The organism is Hahella ganghwensis DSM 17046 (genome assembly GCF_000376785.1).
GTDB lineage: Bacteria > Pseudomonadota > Gammaproteobacteria > Pseudomonadales > Oleiphilaceae > Hahella > Hahella ganghwensis.
On record NZ_AQXX01000110.1, the window covers coordinates 34,482 to 60,599 of the forward strand.

At 48.9% G+C, this 26,118-nt stretch carries 23 protein-coding genes and 1 pseudogene; 5 read left to right on the forward strand and 19 right to left on the reverse strand.

The features are described 5' to 3' along the window. The first annotated feature begins 391 nt into the window (after positions 1–391). Both F566_RS0112305 and malK read left to right on the forward strand, forming a co-directional pair. Positions 392–2,017, forward strand: coding sequence for an alpha-glucosidase (locus F566_RS0112305; protein WP_020407289.1), 1,626 nt, complete (start codon positions 392–394; stop codon positions 2,015–2,017). Between the two features lie 45 nt (positions 2,018–2,062). After that, a pseudogene (gene malK, locus F566_RS34845) lies at positions 2,063–3,179 on the forward strand (maltose/maltodextrin ABC transporter ATP-binding protein MalK). Between the two features lie 57 nt (positions 3,180–3,236). On the opposite strand, the gene F566_RS36910 reads toward malK, so the two are convergent. Next, a complete protein-coding gene (locus F566_RS36910) occupies positions 3,237–3,413 on the reverse strand; it encodes a hypothetical protein (RefSeq protein ID WP_020407290.1) in 177 nt (58 codons plus the stop codon). 154 nt (positions 3,414–3,567) lie between these two features. Here F566_RS36910 and F566_RS0112320 point away from each other — a divergent pair, with 154 nt between their 5' ends. Next, the gene (locus F566_RS0112320; protein WP_026179957.1) at positions 3,568–4,857 is read left to right on the forward strand and encodes a diguanylate cyclase; all 1,290 of its coding nucleotides are present in this window, start codon (positions 3,568–3,570) and stop codon (positions 4,855–4,857) included. Here F566_RS0112320 and F566_RS0112325 read toward each other — a convergent pair. Beyond that, on the reverse strand, positions 4,835–5,386 hold the full coding sequence (locus tag F566_RS0112325; protein ID WP_020407292.1) for a GNAT family N-acetyltransferase: 552 nt from the start codon (positions 5,384–5,386) through the stop codon (positions 4,835–4,837). The genes F566_RS0112320 and F566_RS0112325 overlap by 23 nt on opposite strands. A gap of 254 nt (positions 5,387–5,640) precedes the next feature. Between F566_RS0112325 and F566_RS0112330 the strand changes: the two genes are divergently transcribed. Further along, on the forward strand, positions 5,641–6,534 hold the full coding sequence (locus F566_RS0112330) for a GGDEF domain-containing protein (RefSeq protein ID WP_020407293.1): 894 nt from the start codon (positions 5,641–5,643) through the stop codon (positions 6,532–6,534). A gap of 101 nt (positions 6,535–6,635) precedes the next feature. Here the strand turns inward: F566_RS0112330 and F566_RS0112335 are convergent, their stop codons facing one another. The 12 genes from F566_RS0112335 to F566_RS35420 form a co-directional block, all read right to left on the reverse strand. Next, the gene (locus F566_RS0112335; protein WP_020407294.1) at positions 6,636–7,709 is read right to left on the reverse strand and encodes a protein-glutamate methylesterase/protein-glutamine glutaminase; all 1,074 of its coding nucleotides are present in this window, start codon (positions 7,707–7,709) and stop codon (positions 6,636–6,638) included. A gap of 36 nt (positions 7,710–7,745) precedes the next feature. Then, positions 7,746–8,372, reverse strand: coding sequence for a chemoreceptor glutamine deamidase CheD (gene cheD / locus F566_RS0112340; protein ID WP_020407295.1), 627 nt, complete (start codon positions 8,370–8,372; stop codon positions 7,746–7,748). A 10-nt stretch (positions 8,373–8,382) separates the two neighbouring features. Then, complete coding sequence (locus F566_RS0112345) at positions 8,383–9,216, reverse strand: CheR family methyltransferase (RefSeq protein WP_020407296.1); 834 nt, start codon at positions 9,214–9,216, stop codon at positions 8,383–8,385. 14 nt (positions 9,217–9,230) lie between these two features. Then, positions 9,231–9,509: an STAS domain-containing protein gene (locus F566_RS32715; protein WP_020407297.1), complete on the reverse strand. Its 279-nt coding sequence runs from the start codon at positions 9,507–9,509 to the stop codon at positions 9,231–9,233. Then, on the reverse strand, positions 9,506–10,015 hold the full coding sequence (locus F566_RS0112355) for a chemotaxis protein CheW (protein WP_020407298.1): 510 nt from the start codon (positions 10,013–10,015) through the stop codon (positions 9,506–9,508). Before F566_RS0112355 ends, F566_RS32715 begins: the two co-directional genes overlap by 4 nt. Further along, positions 10,015–13,101 carry a methyl-accepting chemotaxis protein gene (locus tag F566_RS32720; protein ID WP_020407299.1) on the reverse strand — a complete coding sequence of 1,029 codons (3,087 nt, stop codon included), beginning with the start codon at positions 13,099–13,101 and terminating at the stop codon, positions 10,015–10,017. Before F566_RS32720 ends, F566_RS0112355 begins: the two co-directional genes overlap by 1 nt. Positions 13,102–13,141: 40 nt before the next feature. After that, entirely contained in the window at positions 13,142–13,642 is a 501-nt protein-coding gene (locus F566_RS0112365) for a chemotaxis protein CheW (protein ID WP_020407300.1), read from the reverse strand. Further along, positions 13,626–15,692 (reverse strand): chemotaxis protein CheA, encoded by a 2,067-nt coding sequence (locus F566_RS0112370; RefSeq protein ID WP_020407301.1) that lies wholly within the window; start codon positions 15,690–15,692, stop codon positions 13,626–13,628. Before F566_RS0112370 ends, F566_RS0112365 begins: the two co-directional genes overlap by 17 nt. A 49-nt stretch (positions 15,693–15,741) precedes the next feature. After that, entirely contained in the window at positions 15,742–16,104 is a 363-nt protein-coding gene (locus tag F566_RS0112375) for a response regulator (RefSeq protein WP_020407302.1), read from the reverse strand. 155 nt (positions 16,105–16,259) lie between these two features. After that, on the reverse strand, positions 16,260–17,930 hold the full coding sequence (locus tag F566_RS0112380; protein WP_020407303.1) for an ATP-binding SpoIIE family protein phosphatase: 1,671 nt from the start codon (positions 17,928–17,930) through the stop codon (positions 16,260–16,262). Between the two features lie 18 nt (positions 17,931–17,948). Next, positions 17,949–18,251 (reverse strand): STAS domain-containing protein, encoded by a 303-nt coding sequence (locus F566_RS0112385; protein ID WP_020407304.1) that lies wholly within the window; start codon positions 18,249–18,251, stop codon positions 17,949–17,951. Positions 18,252–18,390: 139 nt separating this feature from the next. Continuing rightward, positions 18,391–19,602, reverse strand: a complete 1,212-nt coding sequence (locus F566_RS35420) for a methyl-accepting chemotaxis protein (protein ID WP_020407305.1) — start codon at positions 19,600–19,602, stop codon at positions 18,391–18,393. 179 nt (positions 19,603–19,781) lie between these two features. Here F566_RS35420 and F566_RS32730 point away from each other — a divergent pair, with 179 nt between their 5' ends. Continuing rightward, positions 19,782–20,957 carry a response regulator transcription factor gene (locus F566_RS32730; protein WP_020407306.1) on the forward strand — a complete coding sequence of 392 codons (1,176 nt, stop codon included), beginning with the start codon at positions 19,782–19,784 and terminating at the stop codon, positions 20,955–20,957. Between the two features lie 77 nt (positions 20,958–21,034). Here F566_RS32730 and F566_RS0112400 read toward each other — a convergent pair whose 3' ends face one another. The 5 genes from F566_RS0112400 to malE all read right to left on the reverse strand — a co-directional run bounded on the left by F566_RS0112400 (position 21,035) and on the right by malE (position 25,934). Then, complete coding sequence (locus F566_RS0112400; protein WP_020407307.1) at positions 21,035–21,313, reverse strand: RNA recognition motif domain-containing protein; 279 nt, start codon at positions 21,311–21,313, stop codon at positions 21,035–21,037. Positions 21,314–21,588: 275 nt separating this feature from the next. Next, complete coding sequence (locus F566_RS32735; RefSeq protein ID WP_157496757.1) at positions 21,589–22,032, reverse strand: CC0125/CC1285 family lipoprotein; 444 nt, start codon at positions 22,030–22,032, stop codon at positions 21,589–21,591. 165 nt (positions 22,033–22,197) lie between these two features. Further along, positions 22,198–23,088 (reverse strand): maltose ABC transporter permease MalG, encoded by an 891-nt coding sequence (gene malG, locus F566_RS0112410; RefSeq protein WP_020407309.1) that lies wholly within the window; start codon positions 23,086–23,088, stop codon positions 22,198–22,200. A 12-nt stretch (positions 23,089–23,100) separates the two neighbouring features. Next, entirely contained in the window at positions 23,101–24,648 is a 1,548-nt protein-coding gene (gene malF / locus F566_RS0112415; RefSeq protein ID WP_020407310.1) for a maltose ABC transporter permease MalF, read from the reverse strand. A gap of 92 nt (positions 24,649–24,740) precedes the next feature. Further along, a complete protein-coding gene (malE, locus tag F566_RS0112420; protein WP_020407311.1) occupies positions 24,741–25,934 on the reverse strand; it encodes a maltose/maltodextrin ABC transporter substrate-binding protein MalE in 1,194 nt (397 codons plus the stop codon). Positions 25,935–26,118 lie beyond the last annotated feature (184 nt).

Here is a 26,118-nt window from a genome sequence, read left to right on the forward strand (position 1 = left end):
TTCACTCACCCCCCACACAGGGGAGGCTGCACAGGCCTCTCCTGATGTTGATCCCGCCTATCTCCTATCCATAGACGATTGCTCCGCCCCACCCCTCCTCCCTTCCTCATCCCTACTACTACGCCAGGAAAAATAATGCAGGGAGGATGCTGTCACAGGCACTCGCAGGCACCATCTGTTATCAAGAAATAATAATTGTAGTGATTGGGTTCTAGACTAGGGAATGAAACACTTATAAACCCTAACAAGGCCCAATCAGGTTACTTTGTCTGACATATAGATCTGGCTGGCATGTAGGCATCGCGACGATGGTCGAATACGTGACACCTTGTTAAGGCCTGTATCTTGCTGAACCAGGGTAACCACATTCCTGAATTTAGAGTGAGGCGACATGCAAGTTGATCGTGATTGGTGGCGTGGTGCAGTCATTTACCAGGTTTACCCCCGGAGCTTTTTTGATTCCAATGGTGATGGCATTGGTGACCTGCCAGGCGTGACGGCTAAAATGGACTATATAGCCAGTTTGAATGTAGACGCTGTCTGGCTGTCGCCCTTCTTTACCTCCCCAATGAAAGATTTTGGGTATGATGTATCCGATTACCGTAATGTTGACCCCATTTTTGGGACCCTGTCCGACTTTGATGATTTGATCGCTGAAGCACACAAACGGGGCATTAAGATCATCATTGACCAGGTTTTGAGCCACACTTCCGATCAGCATGCATGGTTTGTGGAAAGCCGTAGCAGCCGGGATAACCCGAAAGCTGATTGGTATGTCTGGGCGGAACCCAAAGCTGACGGCACTCCCCCCAATAACTGGCTGTCCGTCTTCGGCGGCTCAGCCTGGGCCTGGGACAGCCGCCGCAGGCAATACTATCTGCACAACTTCCTGACCAGTCAGCCGGATCTGAATTTCCATAGCCCTGAAGTGGCTGAGCAGATTCTCAGTGACGTCGAATTCTGGTTGAAGCGTGGTGTTGACGGTTTCCGCCTGGATGCGATCAATTTCTGCTACCACGATAAGAAGTTACGGGATAACCCGCCCAACGAAGAAATTGCAGAAGGCTCCATCGGTGTGCGCAAGGAAAACCCTTACGCCTACCAAAGCCACAGGTTTGATAAAACCCAACCGGAAAATCTGGCATTCCTGAAGAAAGTCCGGGCGTTGCTCGAAAAATATCCCGGAACCACAACCGTCGGAGAAATCGGTGATGACAATTCACTGGACACCATGGCGGCTTATACGTCTAACGGCGACAAACTGCATATGGCGTACTCCTTCGACTTTCTGACCGAGCAGTGCAACGCCGACTTCCTGCGCACCACTATCGAGACCATTGAAACGAAACTGAATGACGGTTGGCCCTGCTGGGCAATTGGCAACCATGATGTCAGCCGTGTGGCCACAAGATGGTCTGACGGAAGCTATTCACGCGAGAGAAATCTGGTGTATATGGCCATGTTGCTGACTCTGCGTGGCAGTGTATGCATTTATCAGGGAGAAGAGCTGGGCCTGGAAGAAGCGGAGCTTGCGTATGAAGATCTGGTGGACCCATACGGTATTGCCTTCTGGCCCGAATATAAAGGGCGTGACGGCTGTCGAACTCCGATGCCCTGGAATTCGGATACAGCCCACGCAGGCTTCACCGACGGCACACCCTGGCTACCGCTCTACAAGGGCCATATTGAAGCCAGCGTCGAGCAACAGGACAGCGATCCTGAGTCCATGCTAAATGCCTACCGCAACTTCCTGGCATGGCGCCGCACGCAGGAAGTGTTGCTCAAAGGGGAAATCGAATTCCACAAATCCGGTAAAAATACCCTGGTCTTTGAGCGTAACTATGACGGCAAACGCATGCTGGTAGCACTGAATATTTCCGATAAGCCGGTCGCGGTCAAAGTTCCCCCGGTATCGGATGCGGCTGGAGAAGATCTGGCAATCGTGAATGCGGACTGGAGCAGTGGAAAAGTCCATCTCCCTCCATACGGAATCGGTCTGGCCTGGCTCGCTGACTAAGCCCAACAAACCGCCCCCGTTGAATCAATAAAGGTTTATGTCGATATGGCTAGTGTAACGTTACGCAATGTCTGTAAAAGTTATGACAGCATTGAAATTTCGAAGAATATCAATCTGGACATTGAAGACGGTGAGTTTGTGGTCTTTGTCGGTCCCTCAGGCTGTGGCAAATCCACCCTTCTGCGAATGATTGCAGGCCTCGAGGAAATCACCTCGGGAGACCTTTATATTGGGGAAGAGCGGGTAAACGACAAGCCCCCCATGGAGCGGGAAGTTGGCATGGTATTCCAGTCTTATGCACTTTATCCGCATATGGACGTGGCAGAAAACATGGCTTTCGGCCTTAAGTTAGCCAAAACCCCGAAACCAGAAGTTGAGACACGGGTCCAGCAGGCTGCCAGAATTCTACAGCTTGAAAAACTGCTCGAACGCAAAACCCAAGGACCTCTCCGGTGGACAGCGTCAGCGGGTCGCTATTGGCCGGACCATGGTTCGTGAACCCAAGGTTTTTCTATTCGACGAACCACTTTCAAATCTTGATGCCGCTTTACGTGTACAGATGCGTATTGAGATTTCCAAACTGCACAAACGCCTGCAGAGCACCATGATCTATGTGACCCATGATCAGGTTGAAGCAATGACCATGGCTGACAAAATTGTGGCCCTGGATCATGGTGTGGTCGCCCAGGTGGGAAGACCGCTGGAGCTGTACCACTACCCTGCCAACAAGTTCGTGGCAGGTTTTATCGGCTCTCCCAAAATGAACTTTATTGACGTTCAGGTGCGCTCAGCCAACAGCCAGAATGTGACTGTGTCACTTCCGGGCGCTGTTGAGTTAACGATTCCCGTGAATGGCGAAGGTCTGCAATCCGGCGACAAAGCCACTCTGGGTATCAGACCGGAGCATTTTGTTGAACGGGAACAAGCCGACATTGTCCTGAACGGCATGGTCAGCGTCGTTGAAAGGCTAGGATACCAGACTCTATTGCACACAGAGGTGGAAGGGTTTGATTCAACACTGACAGTCAGAACCCATGGCTCCAACCCCGTCCGGGAAAGTGAGGCCATTGCTTTGGGAGTCCAGGCTCAACACTGTCATCTGTTTAAAGAAGACACCAGCGCCTGTCCAAGGTTGTTTCGGGAACCTTCTGTCGATTTTTAATGATCAAAACAGCCGGAGGGAAACCCTCCGGCTATCGTCTCGACCCTGAGTATCTACTCAGCGCTTTACCCGGCTTTTCTGCCGGGTTTTTTTTGGTGTTTCCACCATCTCCGACAATAGTGCTTTGGCCCCGGAAAAGTCAAAGGAAGTCTCTTCTCCCAGTTGTTCCGGGTCAAATCGTATTCCACATCCCGCTTTCACAGTTTGGGCAGGTTCTGCCTGGCCTTTTTTCATTTTCAGCCCCTTGTATTATGATTCGGAATTCCTGGCATATTGGTCTAAAGTTGTAGAATATACGCGCGGGAACATCACCAACAACGATTTGTAGCAATCTGACGTGAATTGCTACTGATGGCAATAAGAAATTAAAACGCTATCGGGACGTCTTATGCACGCGCTAGTAGTCGAATCCAGTCGCCTCTATCACAAGGTGCTCTCCAACATGCTGGTTGCCTATGACTTCGAAGTCAGTATTCAGGAGTCCAGCAAATCAGCCATCGAGGCAATTGAAAAACAACAGTACGACGTTATCTGCGTCTCTATGCACTTGCCGGACATGACCGGCATTGAATTTACGGAGACAGTGAGGAGTGGCCAATGTAACGCCGACACCCCCATTCTGATCGTGACCTCAGAAAGCAACTCGGACATGTTGTCCAGAGCCTTGAGTGCCGGTGCCACCGACATCATTCCCAAAGATGCCCTGACACGCCTGGAAGAGCGTCTGCACAGCCTGATTCCCTTGGGGCCTTTTCGATACAATGTCAGCGGCAGAGCCCTCTACCTGGAGGATAGTCTGACTATCGCGAAGGCGATGGATATCAAGCTGAAGCGGCTTGGCCTGGATATGGACCACGCTTTCTCAATCGCCGATGCGCTGAAACTGATGGAAAATCAATCCTACGATCTGATCATGACGGACATCGTGCTGGAACATAATGAGACTGGAATCGACTTCATAAAAAAGATCCGCAGCTCCCCTCAATCTCCCTATGAACAGCTCCCCATTCTGGCTGTCACAGGTGTGGATAATGTCAACCGAAAGATACGGGCGCTTCGTGCAGGTGCCAACGACTACGTTACCAAGCCGGTGCTGGATGACGAACTCTACGCCCGGATCAGTAACCTGGTCGCCTCCAAGCGTCTGATAGAACAATTATCCCAGGAGCGCCAACGCCTTCTCGATCTGGCCACCACAGATCATCTGACCGGCCTGTATAATCGGCACTTCCTGGTGGAGGTTGCCAAGCGAAAATTCTCCGAGGCGTACAGACACAAATCAGATCTGTCTGTCATGGTCATGGACATTGACCATTTCAAACGAATCAATGACTCTTACGGACACAATATTGGTGATCTGGTCCTGAAGTATATAGGTGAAGCGCTGCAGGGCTTCTTCAGGGACGGGGATTTTGTTGCCCGCTTTGGGGGCGAGGAATTTGTCATGTTGCTCACCCATTGCAATCTCGAGCAGGCGAATTATCGTGCCGAAGAGCTTCGCGAACTGATTGAAGATCTGCATCCCAACAGCATCGATGTTACTGTCAGTATTGGCACTTCTTCCATTAGTAATGAGCGTAAGGAATATTTCGATGAAGTATTTGCGCGCGCTGACCAGGCGTTATACAGCGCTAAAGAGAACGGCCGCAACCAGATCATGTCACTGAAGCCCGGCTGACAAGGCCTGTACTGGCATATTCATACCTGAACACGTTGACTTTCTGCTGCATGACATACATCTGCCCATCCGACTTACCGCCCAGAGATTCAGCAACCCTGACAGAGCGCAAGTTTCGCGGATGGATCAAACTGATCAACCCCTGACCAGGCATCGTCTCAAATGCCAGATTTCTGACCATTCGGGCAGCCTCGGAAGCATACCCCCTGCCCCAGAAGTCTCTGTGCAATAACCAGCCGATTTCCAACCCCGGCCAGCCTTCAGGGAAAAATAATCCCACCCGGCCGATTAATCCCGGGCGACCTTGACGTTCGACCGCCCACAAACCGTATCCTTTCATTTGCCAGTGTCCGAGCATCAAGGCAATATTCTGCCAGGCAGAGGCAGGAGTCATCGGTTTTCCACTGCCTACAAACCTCATAACCTCAGGATCCGCCACAATTCGCTTATAGGCGTCATAATCTTCCGGCTGAAACTGCCGAAGAATCAGGCGATCAGTCTGGAGTCTTTCTGGAATTCCGGTGACCATTTTGTAAAATCCGACCTTCAAATTTATCGCTACTGGTCATATAGACTAGACTAAATATTAACATGGCAATGATGTTGGCATGCTAATTTCCAGCCACTGGATGTGCCTGTGCGGCCTCATGCCTCGTGAGACAGGGCCGGACATAAGCAGAGTTTGGCATTACCAGGCAAATAGGAGGGAGCTTATTTGCCAGTAGAATTAATAGTATCAGAAGCGCCATATACCTATAACATACAACCTAAACAGGTGCCTGAATGCCATCGACAAAGCAAGATTTCAGTTTTATGCAGGAGTTTGGTTTTAAGGAAATCGTAAACTCCGCCGCAGATGGAGTCATTGTCACCCGGGCAGATAATATCGACCCACCAGGCCCTGGTATCGTATATGCCAACAGCGCAATGACCAGAATTTCGGGGTATGCGCCACAGGAGCTGATTGGCAAGAATCCCCGAATTCTACAAGGGGAAAAGACCTCACCAACAACCATAATATTGATTCGTCAGCATCTTGAGAAGAAGCAGCCATTGCGTTGCCGCATTCTCAATTATCGCAAAGATGGCGCTTCCTACTGGGTAGAACTCAGCATTATGCCCCTGAAGGGGCCTGACGGAGCAATCACACATTTTGCTTCCATCCAGCGGGATATCACCGCATACAAAAAAGTCGAAGACCTTTTACTTGAACTTCCCAATCTGGATTCGGAAACAAAACTGTTCACCTCCGCCGCTTTCTTTGACGCTGTCGATAAAGAATGGCGCCGGGCATTTCGCCATCATTCCGTCTTTACTTTGCTAATGTTCCAACTGACCAGCCGCAATAAGGTGATCGACAAGCTGGCTCCTTCTCATGCGGAGCTAACCGGCTCCCTATGCCGGGATTTATTCCGAAAAGAGGACACCGTCGGACGCACCGGCAGTAACGAATTCTGTGTCTTGATGCCGGAAACCGATGAATCCCATTCACAACTGGTCAAGAGTCGGCTGACACAGCTATTTCTATCCCGAAGAAATCAATCTGAAAACCTTCTCAAGGATGACCTGAATCTTGTCAGCACTGTCACTGAGGTCAAACTACTGGACGAGAATTCTCAAACCATATTTATCCGTGCCCGTCAGCAACTTCAAGCTTCCATGCTAGACGCGGGTTAGCAACTACAGCAAAATCATAATACCTATGAACACAAGGCATCCGAAAGTAGCGTTGCCTGCGCTATAAATTTAACGTGGCAGGACCAACCAGCGTGATCCATTCACTTTGACCAACGAACAATTTCTTCAGCAATACCAGCCAGGGGTAAGACCTGACTGGCAGCACCCAGCTTGACTGCTGCCCCCGGCATACCCCAGACCACACTACTTTCCTCGTCCTGAGCAATCGTTGGCGCTCCGGCCTGACGCAGTCGTAACAAGGCCTCTGCCCCATCTTTCCCCATTCCGGTCAACATGACACCCAGCGCATTCTTGCCCGCAGCACTGGTGACCGAATCAAACAGAACTTCAACACTGGGCTTGTGACGATTTACCAAAGGGCCATCATTTATCTGACAGACATATTTGGCACCGGACCTCACGACCTCAAGATGCCGGTCTCCGCGAGCGATATACACCCGACCTGTTGTTATCGGCGCCCCTTCATAGGCCTCCTCCACACGCAAAGGAAGTATTCGATCAAGCCGCTCTGCAAAAGAGCGGGAAAACGCCCCGGGGATATGCTGTGCAATCACGACACCCGGCACAGAAGTCGGCAGGCCGATCAATACATCACGAATAGCATCCAGTCCGCCGGTGGAAGACCCAATTGCCACCAGTTTATCCGTTGTTGCAAATAGCGGTTGTGGTGCTTCTTCTTTTGTATACTGGTCACGCCGTTGTTGCAGTCGCTGTAATTGTTGCTGTTTACGGAGAAGCTTATCCCTGGGGACTGAAGCAGCCATGAGGATTTTTTCAATAATAACTGCCGCTTTCTCTTCTATTCCTTCCCTCAGATCAAGCTTGGGTTTTGCGATAAAATCAATCGCGCCGGTTTCCAGTGCATCCAACGTAACCTGTGCTCCCTGGTCAGTCAGACTGGAGATCATGACAACCGGCATGGGGCGTAACCGCATCAGATTGCGCAGGAACGTAATCCCATCCATCCGTGGCATTTCCACATCCAGTGTCAGCACATCGGGGTTCAGTTCTTTGATTTTCTCCCGAGCCTGAAACGGATCGACAGCGGTATCAATTACTTCCAGATCGGGAGATTCACTGATAATTTCAGTCAATAATTTACGCATCAGCGCGGAATCATCCACCACCAATACTTTATATTTTTTACCAGGCACAGATGTATGAACCTCCCCCTACTTTCAGGCATCCCATCAGAATATATCCACGTCGCCAACTTCCACCGGAAGTTCCCTTAGGGTATCCATATAATGCGTCTCCCGTTTTATCAAGGTGTCATTGTGCAGTGACTCGATTCTCTTGAGCAGCACCTTGCCGGTTTTGGGGTTGTAGAGAATTTTTCGCGGATGATCTCCCCCCAAATCTTCAGCCGTGATTTTGAATCCCTCTACTTCCAGATAGCGCCGGACAAATTGAATATTTTTTTGGCCAACACTGCCCATTGCCCGAATGACATTCCCCCCCCCAAATAATTTGAACTCTAGCTGGTCACGGGTGCCACAGAGCTTCATAACATCGTTGATCAGGTGCTCCATTGCATAGTTTCCATAGCGGTAGGCATCACTGATCACACTGACACTTCCCTGAGTATTCTGGGGTAACATGAAATGATTCATCCCCCCAATACCGCTTTTGGGGTCTCTCACGCAGGCTGATATACATGACCCCAACACCGTACCGATATACTCTCCCTCAATCGTGACGTAATACTCGCCCGGCATGATCTTGGCAACATACTCTTTGCGGTGAGGATCCCAGAACCGGTTCACATTATGGAACCAGGGCAGGCAGGGTGGCGGAAGATGTTTTTTGGAAACCACAACAGGCTCCTCAGATTCTCTCGTATATAGTATTGCCAATGGATCTGAACTGATCTGAGATACCATGCAGAGACTCGGAATGACCCAGAATCAAATATCCGTCACTGGATAAGCTACTGGCAAATCTCCTGACGAGTTCGACTTTAGTATCCCGATCAAAATAGATAACAACATTACGGCAAAAAATCACATCGAACGGCTTATCGAAACGAAAGCCCTGAATAAGATTCAATTGTTCGAAACGAATATTCTTCCTCAGCTCTCTGGATATCTTGGCGTAACCTTCATTCTTGCCTTTGCCTTTTAAAAACCATCTTTTCTTCTGCGCAATTGGCAGATTCTTGACTCTTTCCAGCAGATATACGCCCTGCCGCGCCTGATCCAGTACTGCCGTATCAATATCCGTAGCCAATACTTCCCAACTGAAGCCATGTTGCTGCGCCGCCTCAGCCAGGGTAATGGCGATGGAATAGGTTTCCTCTCCTACGGAACATCCGGCGGACCAGATGGAAATCCGTCGCTGATTTCTCTGCAGTAATTGCGGGATCACCTGATTCTGCAAAAACTGGAAATGGTGACTCTCACGAAAAAAGGAGGTGAGGTTAGTAGTCAATGCGTTGATAAATTCCGTGAATTCCTCTTCCCTATGGGATTCCAGGTAAGATACATAATCGTCGAAACTATTGAGACTCAACTGACGCAATCGCTTCGTCAGCCGGGAATAGAACATCTCATATTTATTGTCGGCAACCACAATGCCAGAATAGTCCTGGCTGAGACGTCGAAAATAATCGAAGTGTTTCCGGGTAAAATGAAAATCCCGCTCCAGTCGTGCCATGGTCATACAGCGCCCCTGTCTTAGGTCACAATGACATCCTGCAGGCCAGCTGCTTTAATTGCCTGTCCCAGTGCATCACTTCCCGCTTTCCAATCAATGATTCCACCATTGGCTGACAATCTTCGCTGAACCGCCAGAAGCAGCTGTAATCCCGCCGTATCCACCACTTCAACGTTACTTGCGTCAAACTGCACCTTCTTCTCGTATTCCGGCGCCTGTAATTGTTCATGCAAAGCTTCTACGTTAGCAATCGTCAAACTGGCGGGCAGTGTAATGGCCACACTCTTCTTTCTCGTCATTTGTCAGTCGCCTCAATTACCTGGAAAAAGGTTTCCGGATCCAGCAACGAGTCCACATCAATTAACAGCACCATACCCTCGGCTGTATTGACCAATCCTTTCAGATAGCGAGTATCCAGCTTTGACCCCAGCTCCGGTTTCGCTTTGATCTGAGCGGGTTTGATATCAAGAACGTCTGCCACTCGATCAACCACCATTCCCACAACATGATCCTGTGCCTGATCATCGACGGAATGCTTGATAGAGACCAGTATGACAACTGTTTCCCGGTCGTATGGCCCACTCCCTAATGAGAACTTCATTCTCAGATCTACGATCGGAACTATACCGCCACGAAACTCAATAACTCCTTTGATGTATTTGGGCACATTGAGAATTTCCCTGGGCTTACTCCAGCCACGAATCTCACGAACCCGAAGAATATCCAAACCATAAGCATCCTCCCCCATCCTGAATGTCAGAAACTGGGAAGAACGTTCTTCACTCGCACTTTGACCTTGCTTCATCAGAACACTTCCCAATCGTCTTCATCTGCCTCAGGTTTAGATGTCTTGGGTGGAGGGGCTGCAGACTTATCCTTGTTATTTCCTTTAGAGGAAGTGGCCGCTGGAGCCGCCATTTTCCTCGGCTGAGTTTTCTGAGGTAGCGTAATACTCAGCTCGTCTTTGGCCTGAAAGAAGGACATGACTTGCACCATCTGCGCAACACTGTCCAGGGATGACTCTGCCGATGACGCCGTTTCCTCTGCCAACGCAGCGTTCTGCTGGGTAATTTCATCCAACTCTGATATGGCTCGATTAATCTGATCGATGCCGGAGCTTTGCTCTTCTGTCGCCGCAGCAATATCTGATATCAGATCTGAAACTTTTTTAACGTTGGCAATGATGTCATCCAGGGTTGAGCCAGATTCATTGACTAATTCAGAACCTGCCTGAACTTTTTTCACACTGTCCTCGATCAGTTCCTTAATCTCCTTGGCGGAAGTCGCACTGCGCTGAGCCAGATTCCTGACCTCAGTCGCTACTACAGCGAAACCGCGGCCCTGCTCTCCTGCCCGAGCAGCCTCCACAGAGGCATTCAGCGCAAGAAGATTGGTCTGGAAAGCGATATCGTCAATCACACTGATAATTTCGGCGATCTTACGACTGGATTCGTTAATTTCCGCCATGGAAGACACCGTCCGTTTTATTACTTCACCGCCCTTGGATGCTGAGTCCCGCGAATGGTTTGACAGTTGGTCTGCCTGACGAGAGTTATCCGCGGTATTGCGAACATTACTGGCGAGCTCTTCCATACTGGAGGCTGTCTCTTCCAGACTTGAACTCTGCTTCTCTGTTCTTTCAGAGAGCTGATTGTTACCTGTGGATATCTCATGGTTGGCGGCCCGGACACTCTCTGTTGCCACCAGTAATTGATTCACGATACCGTTTAATCGTTCAACGCTGCCATTTACCGAATCCGCGATATTGGCATACTGCCCATTGTAATCTGTGTTCATACGACCACTGAGATCACCTTTGGCCATTTTGCTTACAACAGAATCAATGTCTTCAAGTACATTGTCCACCACCTGCACAAACTCGTTCAGGCCTTCTGCCAGTTTCAGGAAAAACCCTTCCTTGCCTTCTGCAGGAACACGCTCTTTCAAATCACCTTGCTTGGCGGCCAATACCAGTTTTTCCACTTCACTTTCGGCGTTTACCTGATTGGTGACATCGCGCCATTCAACAACAAACCCAAGAATTTTGCCTTTACTGTCCCGAATCGTACCGGCGGTAAGATCAAAGTGGCTTCCGCCCAATACCAGGCTGGCTTCATGAGGAGCCTTCAGTTGGGAAAGTAACTGACGTTGGTGGGCAGGATTCTTGTGAAAGAAATCGATGTTCTGTCCGAGCAATTCATCGGCGTTGAACTGAGGCAGGCGTTTACGAATCTCCGACTCTGCCGCTTTCAATACCCGGGTCACGGAGGGATTCATATAAACAATATTGTAGTGCTCATCAGCTACCATCAGAGCCGTCGAGGTAGTTTCGATTGCTTGCTGTAGCCGGGTCATTTCGACCTCTGCCTGTCTTTCCTGAGTGACGTTACGCCACTCAACAACATACCCAAGGATCTCGCCATTGCCATCTCGAATAGCACCGGCAGTGAGGTCAAACAGCGTGTCGCCCAAAGCAAGATTGGCATCATAGGGGCCAGTCAGACTTTTCAGTAGCTGACGCTGGTGTGCAGGATTTTTATGGAAGAAATCGATGTTCTGTCCGATCAGTTTATCCGCATCAAATTGAGGTACCTGTTTGCGAATTTCATCTTCCGCATCTGAAAGCGTCTTGGTCACCGCAGGGTTCATATAGACAATGTTGAATTGCTCATCTGCCACCATGATGCTGGAGGTGGTCGTTTCGATGGCTTGTTTGAGGCGAGTCATTTCCACCTCTGACAGTCTTTCCTGAGTCACATTGCGCCACTCCACCACATATCCGAGTATTTCGTCCTTATCATCCCGAATGGCACCGGCGGTCAAATCAAATAAGGTATCCCCCAACGCGAGATTGGCTTCATAAGGCCCTCTCAGGCTTTTTAACAGCTGGCGCTGATGCGCCGGATTTTTATGGAAGAAATCGATGTTCTGGCCAATCAGTTTATCAGCGTCAAACTGAGGGACACGTTTGCGAATTTCGTGTTCTGCATCCGAAAGCGTCTTGGTCACCGCAGGGTTCATATAGACGATATTAAATTCTTCATCTGCCACCATGATGCTGGAAGTGGTTGTTTCGATGGCCTGCTTAAGACGGGTCATCTCAACCATTTGGGCACGATCACGTTCAACCTGGGCCTTCAATTGGTCACGCAACTCCCTCATTGAAGCGAATACTCCACCTCCCCCCTCTAAATCCTGATCATAGTTGCCTTTAGCCAGTTCATCGGTAATGAGTGAGAGAGCTGCAGGCTCAGCACCGAGCGTTTTCATCAGTTTGCGACCAAAACCATAAAGCGCTCCTACACCCAGAATAATACCGATCGATGTCACAGCCACGACGGTAAACATTTCAGTGTCCAGACTGGCTTCCACTCTGTTGGATATATCTTTGTAGGCGCTAAGAACACCGTCTTCCAACGCCTCCAGAGACACCTCCAAATTGTCAAAGCTCTGTTGAAAGGTCTGAAAATTAGACGCTGCCTCAGCATAATTTCGGCTATTGATGATCATTTCAGCTGATCGCAAGAACGCTCTCATATCCGGTTCGACTTCCTGAACCATCGTCGTCAGCTTTTCAGAAAAGACAATGCCACTGATTCGGGTTAAGTCCTCCAGCATCCGACCCTTGTGCTCGGCAAACACCTCTCGTGCCTCACTTTGCATCTGGGAATCATTGATCTCCAGAGAGAGAAGATACTGATATATACTCCCGCGGACACCATCGTGCCGCATATCCAGATCTCCGACATACCTCAGTTGCTGGACCGAGTTCTCCATCTGCAGCTCATTCTCATGCACCAGCCGTGTCTGACTGAAAAGGCTGACCAGGATGACCAGCAAAATGACAACAAATAGAGATCCAACCAATACCAGCGAGCGTTTGACGGTCATGTCCAGTCTCCTGACATATATCTGTCTTGTAGTTTGAGGTTTATTCCGCTTCTTCCCTGATCCCCAGGGCCTTTATCAGGTCCAGCATGATGATCATGCGTCCCGAGTATTCCACAACACCTTGAGCAAACTGCGTACTTCGACTTTTCTTGATTTGAGGCGCCTGCTGAATTGAGGACAAAGGAAAACGAACCACATCCGTCAATTCATCCACAACGACACCCTGTACCTTTTCACGGCCGAGTTCCCGAACATTGAACATGACGACGACCGTATGCTTGTCATAATGAAAGTTCTTCAGCCCGATTCTTTTCCGTAAATCAATAATCGGCACAATGGCACCACGTACATTCACCAATCCGCATTCCCAGGGTTGGGCATGGGGGACCCTGGTCACAGGCTCCCATGCACGGATTTCCTTGACCTTCATGATTGAAACGGCATATTCCTCACGATTCAGACTGAAAGTCAGATACTCATCTTCGCCTTCTGCCGGAGAAGTGAATTCCTCTTCCTGGATTGTCTTATCCTGCTTGGGCATAGGTTTCCTCAACCTCCTTCTGAAGCATTGCCAGTCCACCAACATCCAGAATTAACGCCACCCTGCCGTCTCCCAGGATGGTGGCACCTGAGACTCCCTGAACCGAGTGATAGTTGTCTTCCAGAGATTTGATCACGATCTGTTGCTGGCTGGAGAGATCGTCGACAAACAATCCAAAACGTTTATTTTCATGCTCAACGATCACCACAATACCGTTTTCCAGAGCTTTCTCTTCATGACCCACTGGCGCATCCAATGCTTCGGACAACCTCAGGACGGGAAGATACTGTCCTCTGAGCTTGATCGCTTCACCTGTCCCTGTCACGTTGTGGACCATCTCGGGGTGAGGTTGCAGTGACTCAATGATAGACACCAATGGAATGACATAGACTTCTTCCGCGATATTGACCAACTGACCGTCCATGATGGCCAGCGTCAGCGGAAGACGAATGACAAATCGTGTGCCTTGTCCCAGGGAAGATTCCACATGAATACTCCCGCCCAGGCTTTGAACATTCCTTTTGACCACATCCATACCAACCCCCCTGCCGGAGAGGTCGCTGGCCTGTTCTTTGGTGGAAAACCCCGGTAGAAATATCAGTTCAAAAGCCTGTTGGTCGGGAATAAAAGCATCCTCAGAAACCAGGCCTTTGCGCTTGGCTTTGTTGATCAGTATTTCGGGATTGAGACCTTTGCCGTCATCTTCCACTTCAATCACAATATTGCCGACCTGATGGTAGGCCCTCAGCCAGACAGTCCCATGTTCAGGTTTTCCTTTTTCAATACGTTCCTCCATGGTCTCAATACCATGGTCAACGCTGTTTCGAACCAGATGAACAAGGGGATCGGTAATTTTCTCAATGACCGTTTTATCCACTTCGGTGGATTCTCCGCTCATCACCAGTTCAATGTCCTTGGACAGCTGCTTGCTCAGATCACGCACCATTCGTGGAAAACGACTGAAGCAGAAGGAAATTGGTAACATGCGAATCTGCATGACTCCTTCCTGCAGCGCACGAGTCTGGCGATGCAGTTGAAGCAGGCCTTGCTGTAGCCGCTCCATGCCCTGAAGTGCTTCATCTTCACTCAGGAGATTCAGCATGGACTGAGTGATTACCAATTCGCCCACCATGTTGATTAAGGCATCAACTTTGCCAAGGTCAACACGAATAGACTGACTCTCGGAAGATCCCGCAGATACGGCTTTTGCCGTCGACGCTTTTTTTGTGGTCGATTCTTTCGATAGTTCCGGGGTTGTATCTTTTGTCTTATCTTCAGGGATTTGAGGAGAAGAAGAGGTTTCAGCTACAGGCTGAGATATGGCCTCCACAATCGGCACAATTGCCAGATCGCATTCATCTTCAACCCAGGCGAAAACATCATCCAGGACCGACTGATCGACAGGGGTGCGCAGAATCAAGGTCCAACCTAGGTAGCTGTTCAGTGGCTCATAGTTTTCCCACTCGGGTAGTTGGTCTGTGTCGCACGCCACCTCCAACGGGCCTTGCTCCCCCAGTTCCCTGATGATTCGCAAAGGGTCATTTCCGCGAAGCATCATCTCTTTATGAGGCGTGAAGACAATTCGCCAGCCAACCAGCTTTTCGCTGCTATCGTCATCAGCAACCGGCTGCGCTGAAGTAGACCCGGAGTTGCCGGTTAACTCCCCGGACATGATTGCTTCCAGTGGAACAAGGTGCTCAGCCAAGACCTGCTCTTCCAATTGAACACCGGTCTTCGCTGATGTCAGCAAAAGTCGCAGGGCATCCACAGAACCAAGCAATACATCGACAATTTCCTGGCTAAGCTGACGTTTACCCGCCCTGATTTCGTCAAGCAGATTTTCCATGACATGTGTAAACGCAGCAACTTGCTGAAATCCAAATGTGGCGCTTCCCCCCTTAATGGAATGAGCAGCACGGAAAATGGTATTGATTGTTTCTGAATCAACAGAGGCGACATCGAGATTTAACAGACCAGACTCAATGTCGTTTACGGCCTCATCACTCTCTTCGAAGAAAACACTGTGGAAACGTGTAACATCAACACTCATGAGCTACTCCATGCTTTTCTGACCATTGATTCTGGCAGACGATCCGGGGCTACCCCAGGACTTTTTTTACCGTGGTAACCAACTGATCAGGATTAAAAGGCTTGACGATCCAGCCGGTAGCACCAGCCGCCTTACCCTCTCCTTTCTTGTCGGCTCCGGATTCTGTAGTCAACATCAGCAGAGGCGTAAATTTATAATTGGACTCTGCCCGCAAATTTTTAATCAGCGTAATTCCGTCCATTACCGGCATGTTGACGTCTGTGATCACCAGATCATATTTATTGGATTTAGCCTTCCCCAGTGCTTCCTGACCGTTGGAAGCTTCGTCAACATGATGTCCAGCTCCTTTCAGCGTAAACGACACCATTTGCCGCATTGAAGCAGAGTCATCCACTGCAAGAATCTTAGCCATAAAATCCCCTTTCGAACCGCACAAATTTTGACCTTTCATACAAGGTTAGCAGCAGTCGTAAAAATCGCACGACGCCATCAGCAGCTTTTAAGCTTGTATGGTTAATTTTTTTTCATCTTCCAGAGCCGTGATACAATATTAAGTACCCTGATCATTTAATGGTTGAGATCAATAACGGCTCTGACCTGCCAGTTATCAATATTGAATTCCAACTGCTGACAAACAGCATTTACCATTGGCAGACCGCGCCCAAAGGTGTCGTCATTGTCTTCCAGATCCAGATTCCCAGGAGAGATGCCCTGGCCGCTGTCTGTTACTTCAATTGTTAGATTAATCGGCAGACGACTGGAGATCCTCAGGCCCAGACGAACCCACCCGTCCTTAAGGCTTTGCAAGCTTTCCTGCCTGAGCTGATAGTAGTTCTCGAATCCGTTGTCCTCGTTCTTCCTTTCTGAAGACAAACCCAATACACCGTGCTCAAGTGCATTATTGAACAGCTCAGATATCACCATGAAAACAACTTCCTTATTCTCACGAATCGCCATATGCCGATTCAGCCACTGCCTGACGATCATCAGCGGATCACCAGACTTCAACTGAGGCGGCTGCCATTCAAATTGCATTGATATGGCAGGTATACCGATAACACCATCGTCTTCATGCGATATTTCTTCTTCTGCATCATCCGGCGCAATTCCTTTTTCAGAACAGGTAATCTCAATCAGTGACAAGTCGTCCTGCAAAGCTGAATTAAATTCATAGATGGCCTGTAATACCGTACTAATAAGACTGCCCTTGCTATGACGTAAAGCCTTGACCAGACTCTCCTCCCCAAACATGTCCCCTTCTGCATTGGCACACTCGGTAACCCCGTCAGTTGTAAAGATCAGCCGGTCAGCTTCGGTGAGAGGTACTATTTCAGTGTCTGCTTCAAACTCTTTATCTTCCATGACTCCCAGGGGCATGTGGGTCGACTTGATCACACGATGTATCTGATTTCGCTCCCCCAGAAGATAAGCATCCGGTAAACCACCACACCATAGTTCAATGCGGCTTCTGGCCTGGTTGATTTCCCCTGCCGTGGCACAAAAAAACATAGTGTCGGGGAGCAATCGTTTGAGGATTAGATTTAGTTCCCGAACAATTTCACCGACAGAAAGGTTTCGTTTACTCATGGTCCGAAAGGCTTGAGTTACGGGGATCGAGCCAACAGAAGCCGCTAATCCATGGCCAGTAAAATCGCCAATGAGAAAGTAAGCTCCACCATCCCACTTTTCATAAAGCAGGACCAGATCCCCGTTGAAAAAAGACACGGCCGTACAGCGTGTGTCAATTCCCGGAACATTCCTATCGCTGGACTTTTGAGAGGCCTCCATCAAATGACGGGTCATGTCATATTCTTGATGAACGCGACTGCGGAAATATTCCAATTCCTTGTTTTGCAATAACACCTGACGGTTCAGAATAAGAATACGTTCATGGGCCTTTATCTTCGCCCGCAGAATATTAAAGTTGATGGGTTTGACCAGGAAGTCATCGCCCACTTCTAGACTTTGTGCCAGCTCTTCCTCATCCGAAAGAGCTGTCAGGAATATCAACGGAACATGCACTCCAGCCTGCTCTTTTTTGATGGCCTTGGAGGCAGCAAGGCCATCCATGACCGGCATCAAAAGATCCATGAGTATCATATCCGGCTTGTTTTCGCGCCAAAGCTCCAGAGCAACTGCACCGTTTTCTGCCACATGGCAGACATGGCCAACGTCTTCCAGTTCCATGACCAGCCGTTTACGGCAATAGGCCTCATCTTCCGCAACAAGTATTTCCATGAGTTTTCTCCCTGAATGTCAGGAGATGGTAAATTTCTTGTCAAATCTCGATATTTCAAAAATTTTCATGATCCCAGGGGAGCAATTTACGATTTTAATCTTTGCCTTATCTCCCCCCAGATAGCTGCGCATATTCAAGAGCATTCCAAGTGCAGAGCTGTCAATATGCTCCGTCTGCCTTAAATCTACGGTATATTCTGCATCCTTGTTATGGGATTCGTAGGAGCTTCGAAATTGCGAAATCTGGCTGAAATCAAATCGCCCCCGGATATCAATGATGACTTTTTTTTCGTCCGATGAAGCTCTGGACTCAATTGTCATAAAGAACCTCTGTAACTTGCAGTTAAAAAAACTAAAGATGGTTAAGGTTAAAAAATATGGTCCGTGAATATCGAAAACATCTGATAGCCCTACCTAAATAAAGCCAAACTCCAATATCGTTCATCCAACAGCTACCCGATTAAAACAATTCGATATCGTCACCATTTAACTGAGCTCGTTCAGATCCATGAATTCCCAGGTCCACATTCTTTACTCCGTTAATTTTCTGTTGCAGTCGCTGGTAGTCCTCAGAGTTCAGTATCCGGTTTTCAGAGAGCTCCAGCAGAATATCCTGAATTTCATGGACCAGCTCCATTCGCGTCGTTAACCGCCCACATGCCTGAGTGGCAATATCTCCAAATTGAAACCCCTGGACACTGCTATCTACCAGGCGCTTTATTTGTGTGGATAACTCCGCCATACGCGCAACAGCTTCATTGATCTCAACATTGATCTTAGAGCGCTCCTCGATCAACTGCTCAACATACCCCCGACCATTTAGCGCTTCTTTCATATCCAACGATGCGACCTCACCAACAATTTCCCGGACTTTGCTGATCGCATTTTTGGTTTCACTGGCTTTACCTTTGATCTGGGTGTTCAGCTCACTGGAGCCGCGGGACAACCTTCTGACCTCATCGGCAACAACTGCGAATCCACGCCCCGCTTCTCCGGCACGTGCCGCTTCGATTGCGGCATTCAAAGCCAATAGATCTGTCTGGTCAGCAATTTCCTGAATATTTCCAAGCAGAGCAAACATCTGGTCCAGCTGGCCAACCATGTCTTCGATTCTGTGAACGGCATTGACACTTTTTTCCGAGACATTCACCAGCAATTCCACGTAAGTGCCGATAACACTGTCCAGAGAACTGGCAAACTCCTCCATGGATAACCGTGGCGAGTATTCATCTTTATTTGAATTTGACTGCGTGCCCCTTACTCTGTCCAGAACTTCAAATGCCAATTCACTTTGCCGGCTTGAACTGTCGCTGAGTTCCACGAATGAATGACTAAGGGTTTCTATATTGCTGATTATGATGTTATTCAGCTCTTCTGAGGCCTCACGAATCTCCAGGAGAGCCCCCTCACAGTATTCGGAAGTTTCCCGGATAATCTGCTGTCTCTCATGCTCAGAGTTTTTTTGATTATCTGCAGCTCCCGCTCCCCGAGGAACATGTTTGATCGTCTTCAACAAGGGAATAATTACTAGACAGGTAGCAAAACTGAAGGTCCAGGGAGCGACGGAAGCGGGGACAAACCAAGATATGAGCATGATGAGCACCGGGGGTGCGACTAGGACTACCCTTCCCCCCAGTGCTTTAGGTGTTGCTTCATTCATATCTTCAACCATGGATATAGTGCTTCCTACTAAAATAGGGTTGTGACCTGAAGAATCCTGCAGTTACTAACTATAGCTGAAAGTTCTGCACTGCAAAGTTTTGACCGGACCGATAAATCAGACCTTTCCTTGGTATTTCAGACGGCTTGGACTAGGATAAATTCAAGGCAAAAGGATCCAGGAGAAGCCTTATGGGAACACCATACGAAATTGGATTGTGTGGAGAAATCCCCGGTACGATACAAACTGCCTGTAGTGCTACTCTGCATATTACGGCATGTGACCGGGAACAGATCGCCGCCATGATTGCGGAGGGTCAACAGCTGGACGTAATCCTCTTATGCCAGCCATTGTCCGATGCAGAGCAAATAGCTCTGCTCCAGGAAATCAATCAGCTTGAGTTGGAAGAAAAGCCACCCTGTCTTGTAATACTGGAATCTCCCGACGCCAATATCATGATGAGTTTTATCGATGCCGGTGCTGACGACGTTCTGGACTCCGAAACCGGTAGTGAAGAACTGATCACAAGAATTCACAAAGCGGTCTTAAATCGGATAGCAAGCCGGCAACTAAAGTCCCAACTCAAGCTCGCTAACGAAGTTGCCATGAGCGCGATGACAGATACCAGCGACCTGGGAAACAATATTCAGTTTCTGGTTGAAGTCAGTAAGTGCGACAACTTCGACCAACTTGGGATACAACTGTTTCAGGCCCTGGATTATTATGACTTGAATTGCAGTCTGCAGATTCGTGGACGTTTCAACACCAAAAACATGGAACGCAGCGGTATCGCCCGGGAACTGGAAACCCAATTATTGACCCATTTCAGTAAAGCAGCAAGATTCCATCAGTCTGGAAAACGACTGTTCTGTAACTACGGGAGCATTTCTTTATTAATTAAGAATATGCCGATAGGCGACGAAATACGCTGTGGAAAAATCCGTGACAATATATTTGCCCTGCTACAGGGGGCAGACGCCAAGGTCACAGCATTGGACGATGCCACTGAGGTGGAACTTAGAATGCAGCTACTCAACGATCTGTCGCGGCGAATGCTGACGGCATTGACCAATCTGGAAACAAGCTATCTGAGTATTACCAACGAAATTGTGACCGCCACTGAACATACCAATGAACAAATCACCAGCTCACTGCATTATCTGGGCTTGTCGGAAAGTCAGGAACAGGCTATCTGCGACATCATGAGCCAGCTGATCACCAGTACCAACCAGACCTTCAATCGAGGAGTTCAGATCAACCAACAACATCGGAAATACTTTGAGCAGATAGAAGCGGCCATCACTCCATCCGAGGATGAACAGACTGATTCTGTCACTCAATTGCAAACCCTGCTTGCAGCCACCTGATACAGGTAACCGAAAGTGCTACTCGATGCCTACATCAGTTTGCAGGCATTGAGAACCTATCTGAAATTTTGGCTTATCTAATATCGGGGCCGGAAATTCCGTCTGGGCTTTTCTTCCCTTGGGCGGGCTTCGTTCACTTTCATGTTACGTCCCTGTAGATTGCTGTCGTTAAGTTGCTGAATAGCGGCTTCTGCTTGCCCTCCATCTGGCATCTCAACAAATCCGAATCCTTTGGACTTACCGGTTTCCCGGTCACGAATCACATTACAACGGCTAATTTCGCCATATGCCCCAAATACTTCACGCAGGTCATCTTCCGTTACCTGGTAGGGCAAGTTTCCTACATATATGTTCATCACACTTTCTCATTCAATCCCAGCGCTTGTATGGAGCACACTATCAGTAACCAAGCGACATTATCCGATAGCAATCAGCCAACCTCTGGCTAATGGGGTCCTCTACACTGGGTCCGTATCCTATGAAAGTCTGAATTCGTGACGGCCCTAGCATGTAGGCATTGAAATTAAATCTGGTTCATAAAGTTTTATACGTCAAATAGGATTGAGTAAAAAAGTGCCACATACAGATGACAGTTTGGTGTAAGAGCACTTTTAAAGAGGAGCTAAGAGGGTTAGAGAGAGTCGAGAAGCTCTACTTTCAGCACGCATTTTTTGACTTCATAAGTGTGCGTGACTGACGGGAAATAAGGTTCATCAATCGGAATTGATATTGGGCCGGCATCAGAGGAAAAGGTCGCTGTGCGCTGCGATGGGGCTATTTCGGCAGACTCTTCTATCAGATAATCGTTGAAACAGGCTTTTTCAAGTACATCAAACCCTGACGCCTCCTGACTTACGCTAAGCTCAGCTGCCCGTTTTAGTGCAAATTTTTCCGCGTCGGCAAACGACACGTTTTCATAAGTTTCGTAAGTCACCTGATAGTAGCGCTCAGATAACTGGATCTCGCTATATCCATGGGGTCTTTTACCCTCTTTGGCCATATACAGAGGCCGGGATTCAAATGCCGAACACCCGGCAAGCCATATCAGTACTCCGGCAACAAACAATAATCGCATTGTGATTTTTCCTTGGGGCAGCCATCTCACCAGTATCAGAGAGGCCAATTTATCACAGTTTTTATTCGGAATACTGAATGGCTTTAACAAAAAAGACCCGGTCCAGGAGATCATCTCCCGGCCGGGTACGCGCAACAAAAGGAAGACGAGGAAAGTTTTGCGCGATTACCCCTTGACTCCCCCGGCCGTCAGCCCGCCGACAATCCATTTCTGGCAATAGAGGAATATCACGGTGATGGGTAAACCAGACAAAACAGCTGCGGCGGCGAAATCGCCCCACAAATAATTCTGTTCATACAAATATTGCTGGGCCCCGACGGCAAGCGTCAGGTTGTCGACGTTCAGCAACAGAATAGAGGCAATAGGGTATTCCATAATGTTCATGATAAACGCCAGGATAAACACCACCGCCAGAATAGGGACGGACAACGGCAGCAGGATATATCTGAATGCCTGCCAGGTGGTTGCACCGTCGACAATCGCCGCTTCTTCAAGCGAACGATCAATGGATTCGAAATATCCCTTTATGGTCCAGATATGCAACGCCATCCCACCAAGAGATGCCAGTATCACAGCACCGTGGGTATCAATCCCCAACCAGCTGATGTGATTACCTATCTGGTCAAACAAGGCGTACAGAGCCACCAGGGAAAGTACCGGAGGGAACATTTGAAAAATCAGCATGGATTTCAGAATGGTACTTTTCAGTTTGAAACGCATGCGTGCAAAAGCATAGGCACTGGTGGTGGAAAGCAACAATATCAGGCCACTGGAAATAACGGCAATCTTGATCGAATTCCACAACCAGAGCAGTACCGGAAACGGAGGTTGCAACACCGTACCATCAGGTTGGGTATAGGGTATGCCAAGCGCCAGCGACCAGTGCTCCAATGAAGGATTTTCCGGTAACAGACTCCCGGTGGCAAAGTTCCCGGTGCGAAAAGAAATGGAGATCACCATCAACAACGGAAACACAATAAGCAAAATAAAACACAAGAGCCCGAAGTGGGTCGCCCAGACACGGTATTTAACAGACTTGGGTTGAACCATGGCCATATCGATAAACTCCTAAACCTTCACCTTGGACAACTTGAGATTAAGCAGGGACAGCGAACCGACCAACAGGAAGATCACTGTAGCGATTGCTGCAGCCAGACCGAAGTTCTGCCCAGAATCCTGGAAGGCAATCCGATAGGTGTAGCTGACTAACAGATCGGTTGTACCGGCTGGTGTGGTGGCCCCAATAATGTCTGGTGCTCCGCCGGTCAACAGTGCGATTAGTACAAAATTATTGAAATTAAAAGCAAAGCTGGCGATCAGCAACGGAATCAACGGGCGAATAATCTGAGGCAGGGTAATGCGGAACAGATTATCCAGCGGAGTGGCTCCATCCATCGCCGAGGCTTCATAGAGATCCCTCGGAATGGCCTGCAGCAAGCCCATACACAGCAACATCATGTAGGGGTAGCCCAACCAGGTGTTGACGATGAGGATCATGGCTCTGGCCAGTCCGGCGTCACTGAACCAATCCGGGCGTACTCCAAACAAACCTTCCAATACCAGATTGATCTCACCGAAGTTCTGATTAAACAGACCCTTAAAGACCAGGATGGAAATAAAAGCCGGTACCGCGTAAGGGAGAATTAGCATCATCCGGTAAAAGCCTTTGCCTTTGATTTGATCCCACTGCAGCAGGTTAGCGAGCATGAGCCCCAGGGCAAGGGTAAATAACACGGTGAGTGATGCAAATGCGATAGTCCAGACAAATATCTGCATAAACGGCTCCCGGATACTCGGGTCCGTGATCACTCTCAGATAGTTCTCCCAGCCAATTGTCACCGTCCAGCCGGGCGACAATGTCTCGCCCTCTGCGTTCTGGTAAAAACCGATATCATCGTTGGGATAGTAGGCAACCTGATTGCGCTGATCGTAGAGAGTTCCATCCTCCTGAAGGGTATACGCCGGGCTCATGGCAGCAAAGTCTCGAAGCCCCGCCAACCTTAGGCTTTTGCCTTCCGTAGTTTTCAACTCCACCTGCCGCAGTTCATTCTTCAGCTTAACAATATCTTTAAGTCCCAGTGGCGCTGCTGATGGTGATGAACCTGCCGCTTCCAGCTCCAACGCAACTTCTTCCTCAGCACTCATGCCAAAGGCACTGGTCCCCACCATCTCACCCGAGGGCAGTTGCAGCTGCAGAATATACTGCTCCCCTTCGGGATAAAGCTTGAATTTATACCTCTCGTCGCCTGTCTGGTACTGCTGGGCAAGGAGTTGTTCCTGAACCCGGTCAAATGTCAGCAGATTACTGGCGCTGTAGTTGGTAAACCCGATACCGACGGTATAGATCAGGGGGAAAATGACAAATACCCCCATGCCGGCAATGGCAGGGTATATATATCGATGGGCATATGCCTTGTTGGAACTGAAGATGTAAAGTGCTGACCCGATCACTACCAGAAACAACATGGCAAAGGCGAATTGATCCTGAGCATATAGGGCCACTGTCAGATAGAGCGCCAAAAGAAACGTCGCGCCAAGAGCGGCCCACTTGAAAATACTGGTATTCATAATTCGCTTGCGTTCAGCAACTGAAGTTGAAAGGGCGTGACTATGCATGGATATGCCCCACGATTTGCATTAATGATAGATGAAAGACAGCTCTTACAGAGAACGGAGACGTGCCTCCGTTCTCTGTAATTCTCGTCGGTTTAGCGGGTGATCCGCTGTGCTGCCATGTCCAGGGCCGCATCGACAGATTGCCGACCGGAAGTAATATTTTGCAATGCAGGTCCCATTGAAGACCAGAATGCTCCCATTTCCGGAATATTGGGCATAGGCTCGCCCAGTTCGGCATTTTTGAAGGTTGCCGCAATATTTGGATCAGTGGCAAGTTCAGCCATAAACTCTTTGTTGGCGACCGCCCCCAAAGGCACATCATCATTGACCATTTTCAGACCCTTGACAGTGGTCATATAGTTTTCGATGAACTCAATTGCCAGTTCTTTGTTGGGGCTGGCCGAGTTAATGGTCGCCGCGGTAACACCGATAAACGGCTTCCCAGGCTCGCCTTTGATGGTAGGAATCGTGGTCACACCGAAATTGATGCCACTTTTCTTCAGGTTACCCCAGGCCCATGGTCCATTGATTACCATGGCCACTTCACCTTTATTGAACTTGGAATCCATAACCCCATAGTCCGCGCCTTTGGGCATCACACCCTTATCGATCAGGTTCTTGATCATATTGGCAGCGGCCTTGGCGCCGTCATTGTTGACACCAGTATCTTTGATATCATAACCGGAGTCAGACTTTTTGAACGGGTATCCGCCATTCGAGGCAAACAGAGGCCAGGAGAAATAGGTGTTGTTGTAATCCCACAGGATCGCTTTTTTGCCGTCGGCACTCAGCTTCTTATCCAGGGCTTCAATTTCTTCGAAGGATTTAGGGGGCTCGGGCAACAGATCTTTATTGTAGATCAAACCAACCGCTTCAATGGCCAGAGGGTATCCATAGACCTGACCATTCCAGGAAACCGCGTCCCAGGTGAAGTCAACTATTGCATCTTTGGCTTCTTTCGAAGGATTCAGAGGGGTGATCAAACCGGACTTGGCCCATTCGCCGAAACGATCGTGCGCCCAGATGAAGATATCCGGCCCATTGCCAGTGGCAGCCGCTTGCTGAAATTTGTCCGTGACACTGTCAGGGTGTGCAACCGTCACAGAGATACCCGTTTCCTTTTCAAACCAATCGCCCACTTCCTGCAGACCGTTGTAGCCTTTGTCACCGTTGATCCATACAACCAGCTTTCCTTCTTCGATATCTGCGTATGCAGAAGAAACCATTCCTGCAGATACCAACATTGAGGCGGCAACGGCGCCGGCCAGCTTTTTCCAAGCGTTCATGCTTTATTACCTCGCTATGAGTTATTTTTGTTGTCCACAAGCTGGTGTTCCGGGATGACAATATGTAACCAGTTCAGCTAATTGCCTGCGATACAAATGAAATCGAACACCAGGGGGCTATACTGTGTATACCGATACTGCTAAATTCGCGCACCCCCCACATCATCCCTGTTTTTAATCCCCA

What these genes read in the sequence shown, in the direction of transcription:
- F566_RS0112305 (WP_020407289.1), top strand. Translation starts at nt 392, where the DNA reads ATGCAAGTTGATCGTGATTGGTGGCGTGGTGCAGTCATTTACCAGGTT.
- F566_RS36910 (WP_020407290.1), bottom strand. Translation starts at nt 3,413, where the DNA reads ATGAAAAAAGGCCAGGCAGAACCTGCCCAAACTGTGAAAGCGGGATGT.
- F566_RS0112320 (WP_026179957.1), top strand. Translation starts at nt 3,568, where the DNA reads ATGCACGCGCTAGTAGTCGAATCCAGTCGCCTCTATCACAAGGTGCTC.
- F566_RS0112325 (WP_020407292.1), bottom strand. Translation starts at nt 5,386, where the DNA reads ATGGTCACCGGAATTCCAGAAAGACTCCAGACTGATCGCCTGATTCTT.
- F566_RS0112330 (WP_020407293.1), top strand. Translation starts at nt 5,641, where the DNA reads ATGCCATCGACAAAGCAAGATTTCAGTTTTATGCAGGAGTTTGGTTTT.
- F566_RS0112345 (WP_020407296.1), bottom strand. Translation starts at nt 9,216, where the DNA reads ATGACCATGGCACGACTGGAGCGGGATTTTCATTTTACCCGGAAACAC.
- F566_RS32715 (WP_020407297.1), bottom strand. Translation starts at nt 9,509, where the DNA reads ATGACGAGAAAGAAGAGTGTGGCCATTACACTGCCCGCCAGTTTGACG.
- F566_RS0112355 (WP_020407298.1), bottom strand. Translation starts at nt 10,015, where the DNA reads ATGAAGCAAGGTCAAAGTGCGAGTGAAGAACGTTCTTCCCAGTTTCTG.
- F566_RS32720 (WP_020407299.1), bottom strand. Translation starts at nt 13,101, where the DNA reads ATGACCGTCAAACGCTCGCTGGTATTGGTTGGATCTCTATTTGTTGTC.
- F566_RS0112365 (WP_020407300.1), bottom strand. Translation starts at nt 13,642, where the DNA reads ATGCCCAAGCAGGATAAGACAATCCAGGAAGAGGAATTCACTTCTCCG.
- F566_RS0112370 (WP_020407301.1), bottom strand. Translation starts at nt 15,692, where the DNA reads ATGAGTGTTGATGTTACACGTTTCCACAGTGTTTTCTTCGAAGAGAGT.
- F566_RS0112375 (WP_020407302.1), bottom strand. Translation starts at nt 16,104, where the DNA reads ATGGCTAAGATTCTTGCAGTGGATGACTCTGCTTCAATGCGGCAAATG.
- F566_RS0112380 (WP_020407303.1), bottom strand. Translation starts at nt 17,930, where the DNA reads ATGGAAATACTTGTTGCGGAAGATGAGGCCTATTGCCGTAAACGGCTG.
- F566_RS0112385 (WP_020407304.1), bottom strand. Translation starts at nt 18,251, where the DNA reads ATGACAATTGAGTCCAGAGCTTCATCGGACGAAAAAAAAGTCATCATT.
- F566_RS35420 (WP_020407305.1), bottom strand. Translation starts at nt 19,602, where the DNA reads ATGGTTGAAGATATGAATGAAGCAACACCTAAAGCACTGGGGGGAAGG.
- F566_RS32730 (WP_020407306.1), top strand. Translation starts at nt 19,782, where the DNA reads ATGGGAACACCATACGAAATTGGATTGTGTGGAGAAATCCCCGGTACG.
- F566_RS0112400 (WP_020407307.1), bottom strand. Translation starts at nt 21,313, where the DNA reads ATGAACATATATGTAGGAAACTTGCCCTACCAGGTAACGGAAGATGAC.
- F566_RS32735 (WP_157496757.1), bottom strand. Translation starts at nt 22,032, where the DNA reads ATGCGATTATTGTTTGTTGCCGGAGTACTGATATGGCTTGCCGGGTGT.
- malG (WP_020407309.1), bottom strand. Translation starts at nt 23,088, where the DNA reads ATGGCCATGGTTCAACCCAAGTCTGTTAAATACCGTGTCTGGGCGACC.
- malF (WP_020407310.1), bottom strand. Translation starts at nt 24,648, where the DNA reads ATGCATAGTCACGCCCTTTCAACTTCAGTTGCTGAACGCAAGCGAATT.
- malE (WP_020407311.1), bottom strand. Translation starts at nt 25,934, where the DNA reads ATGAACGCTTGGAAAAAGCTGGCCGGCGCCGTTGCCGCCTCAATGTTG.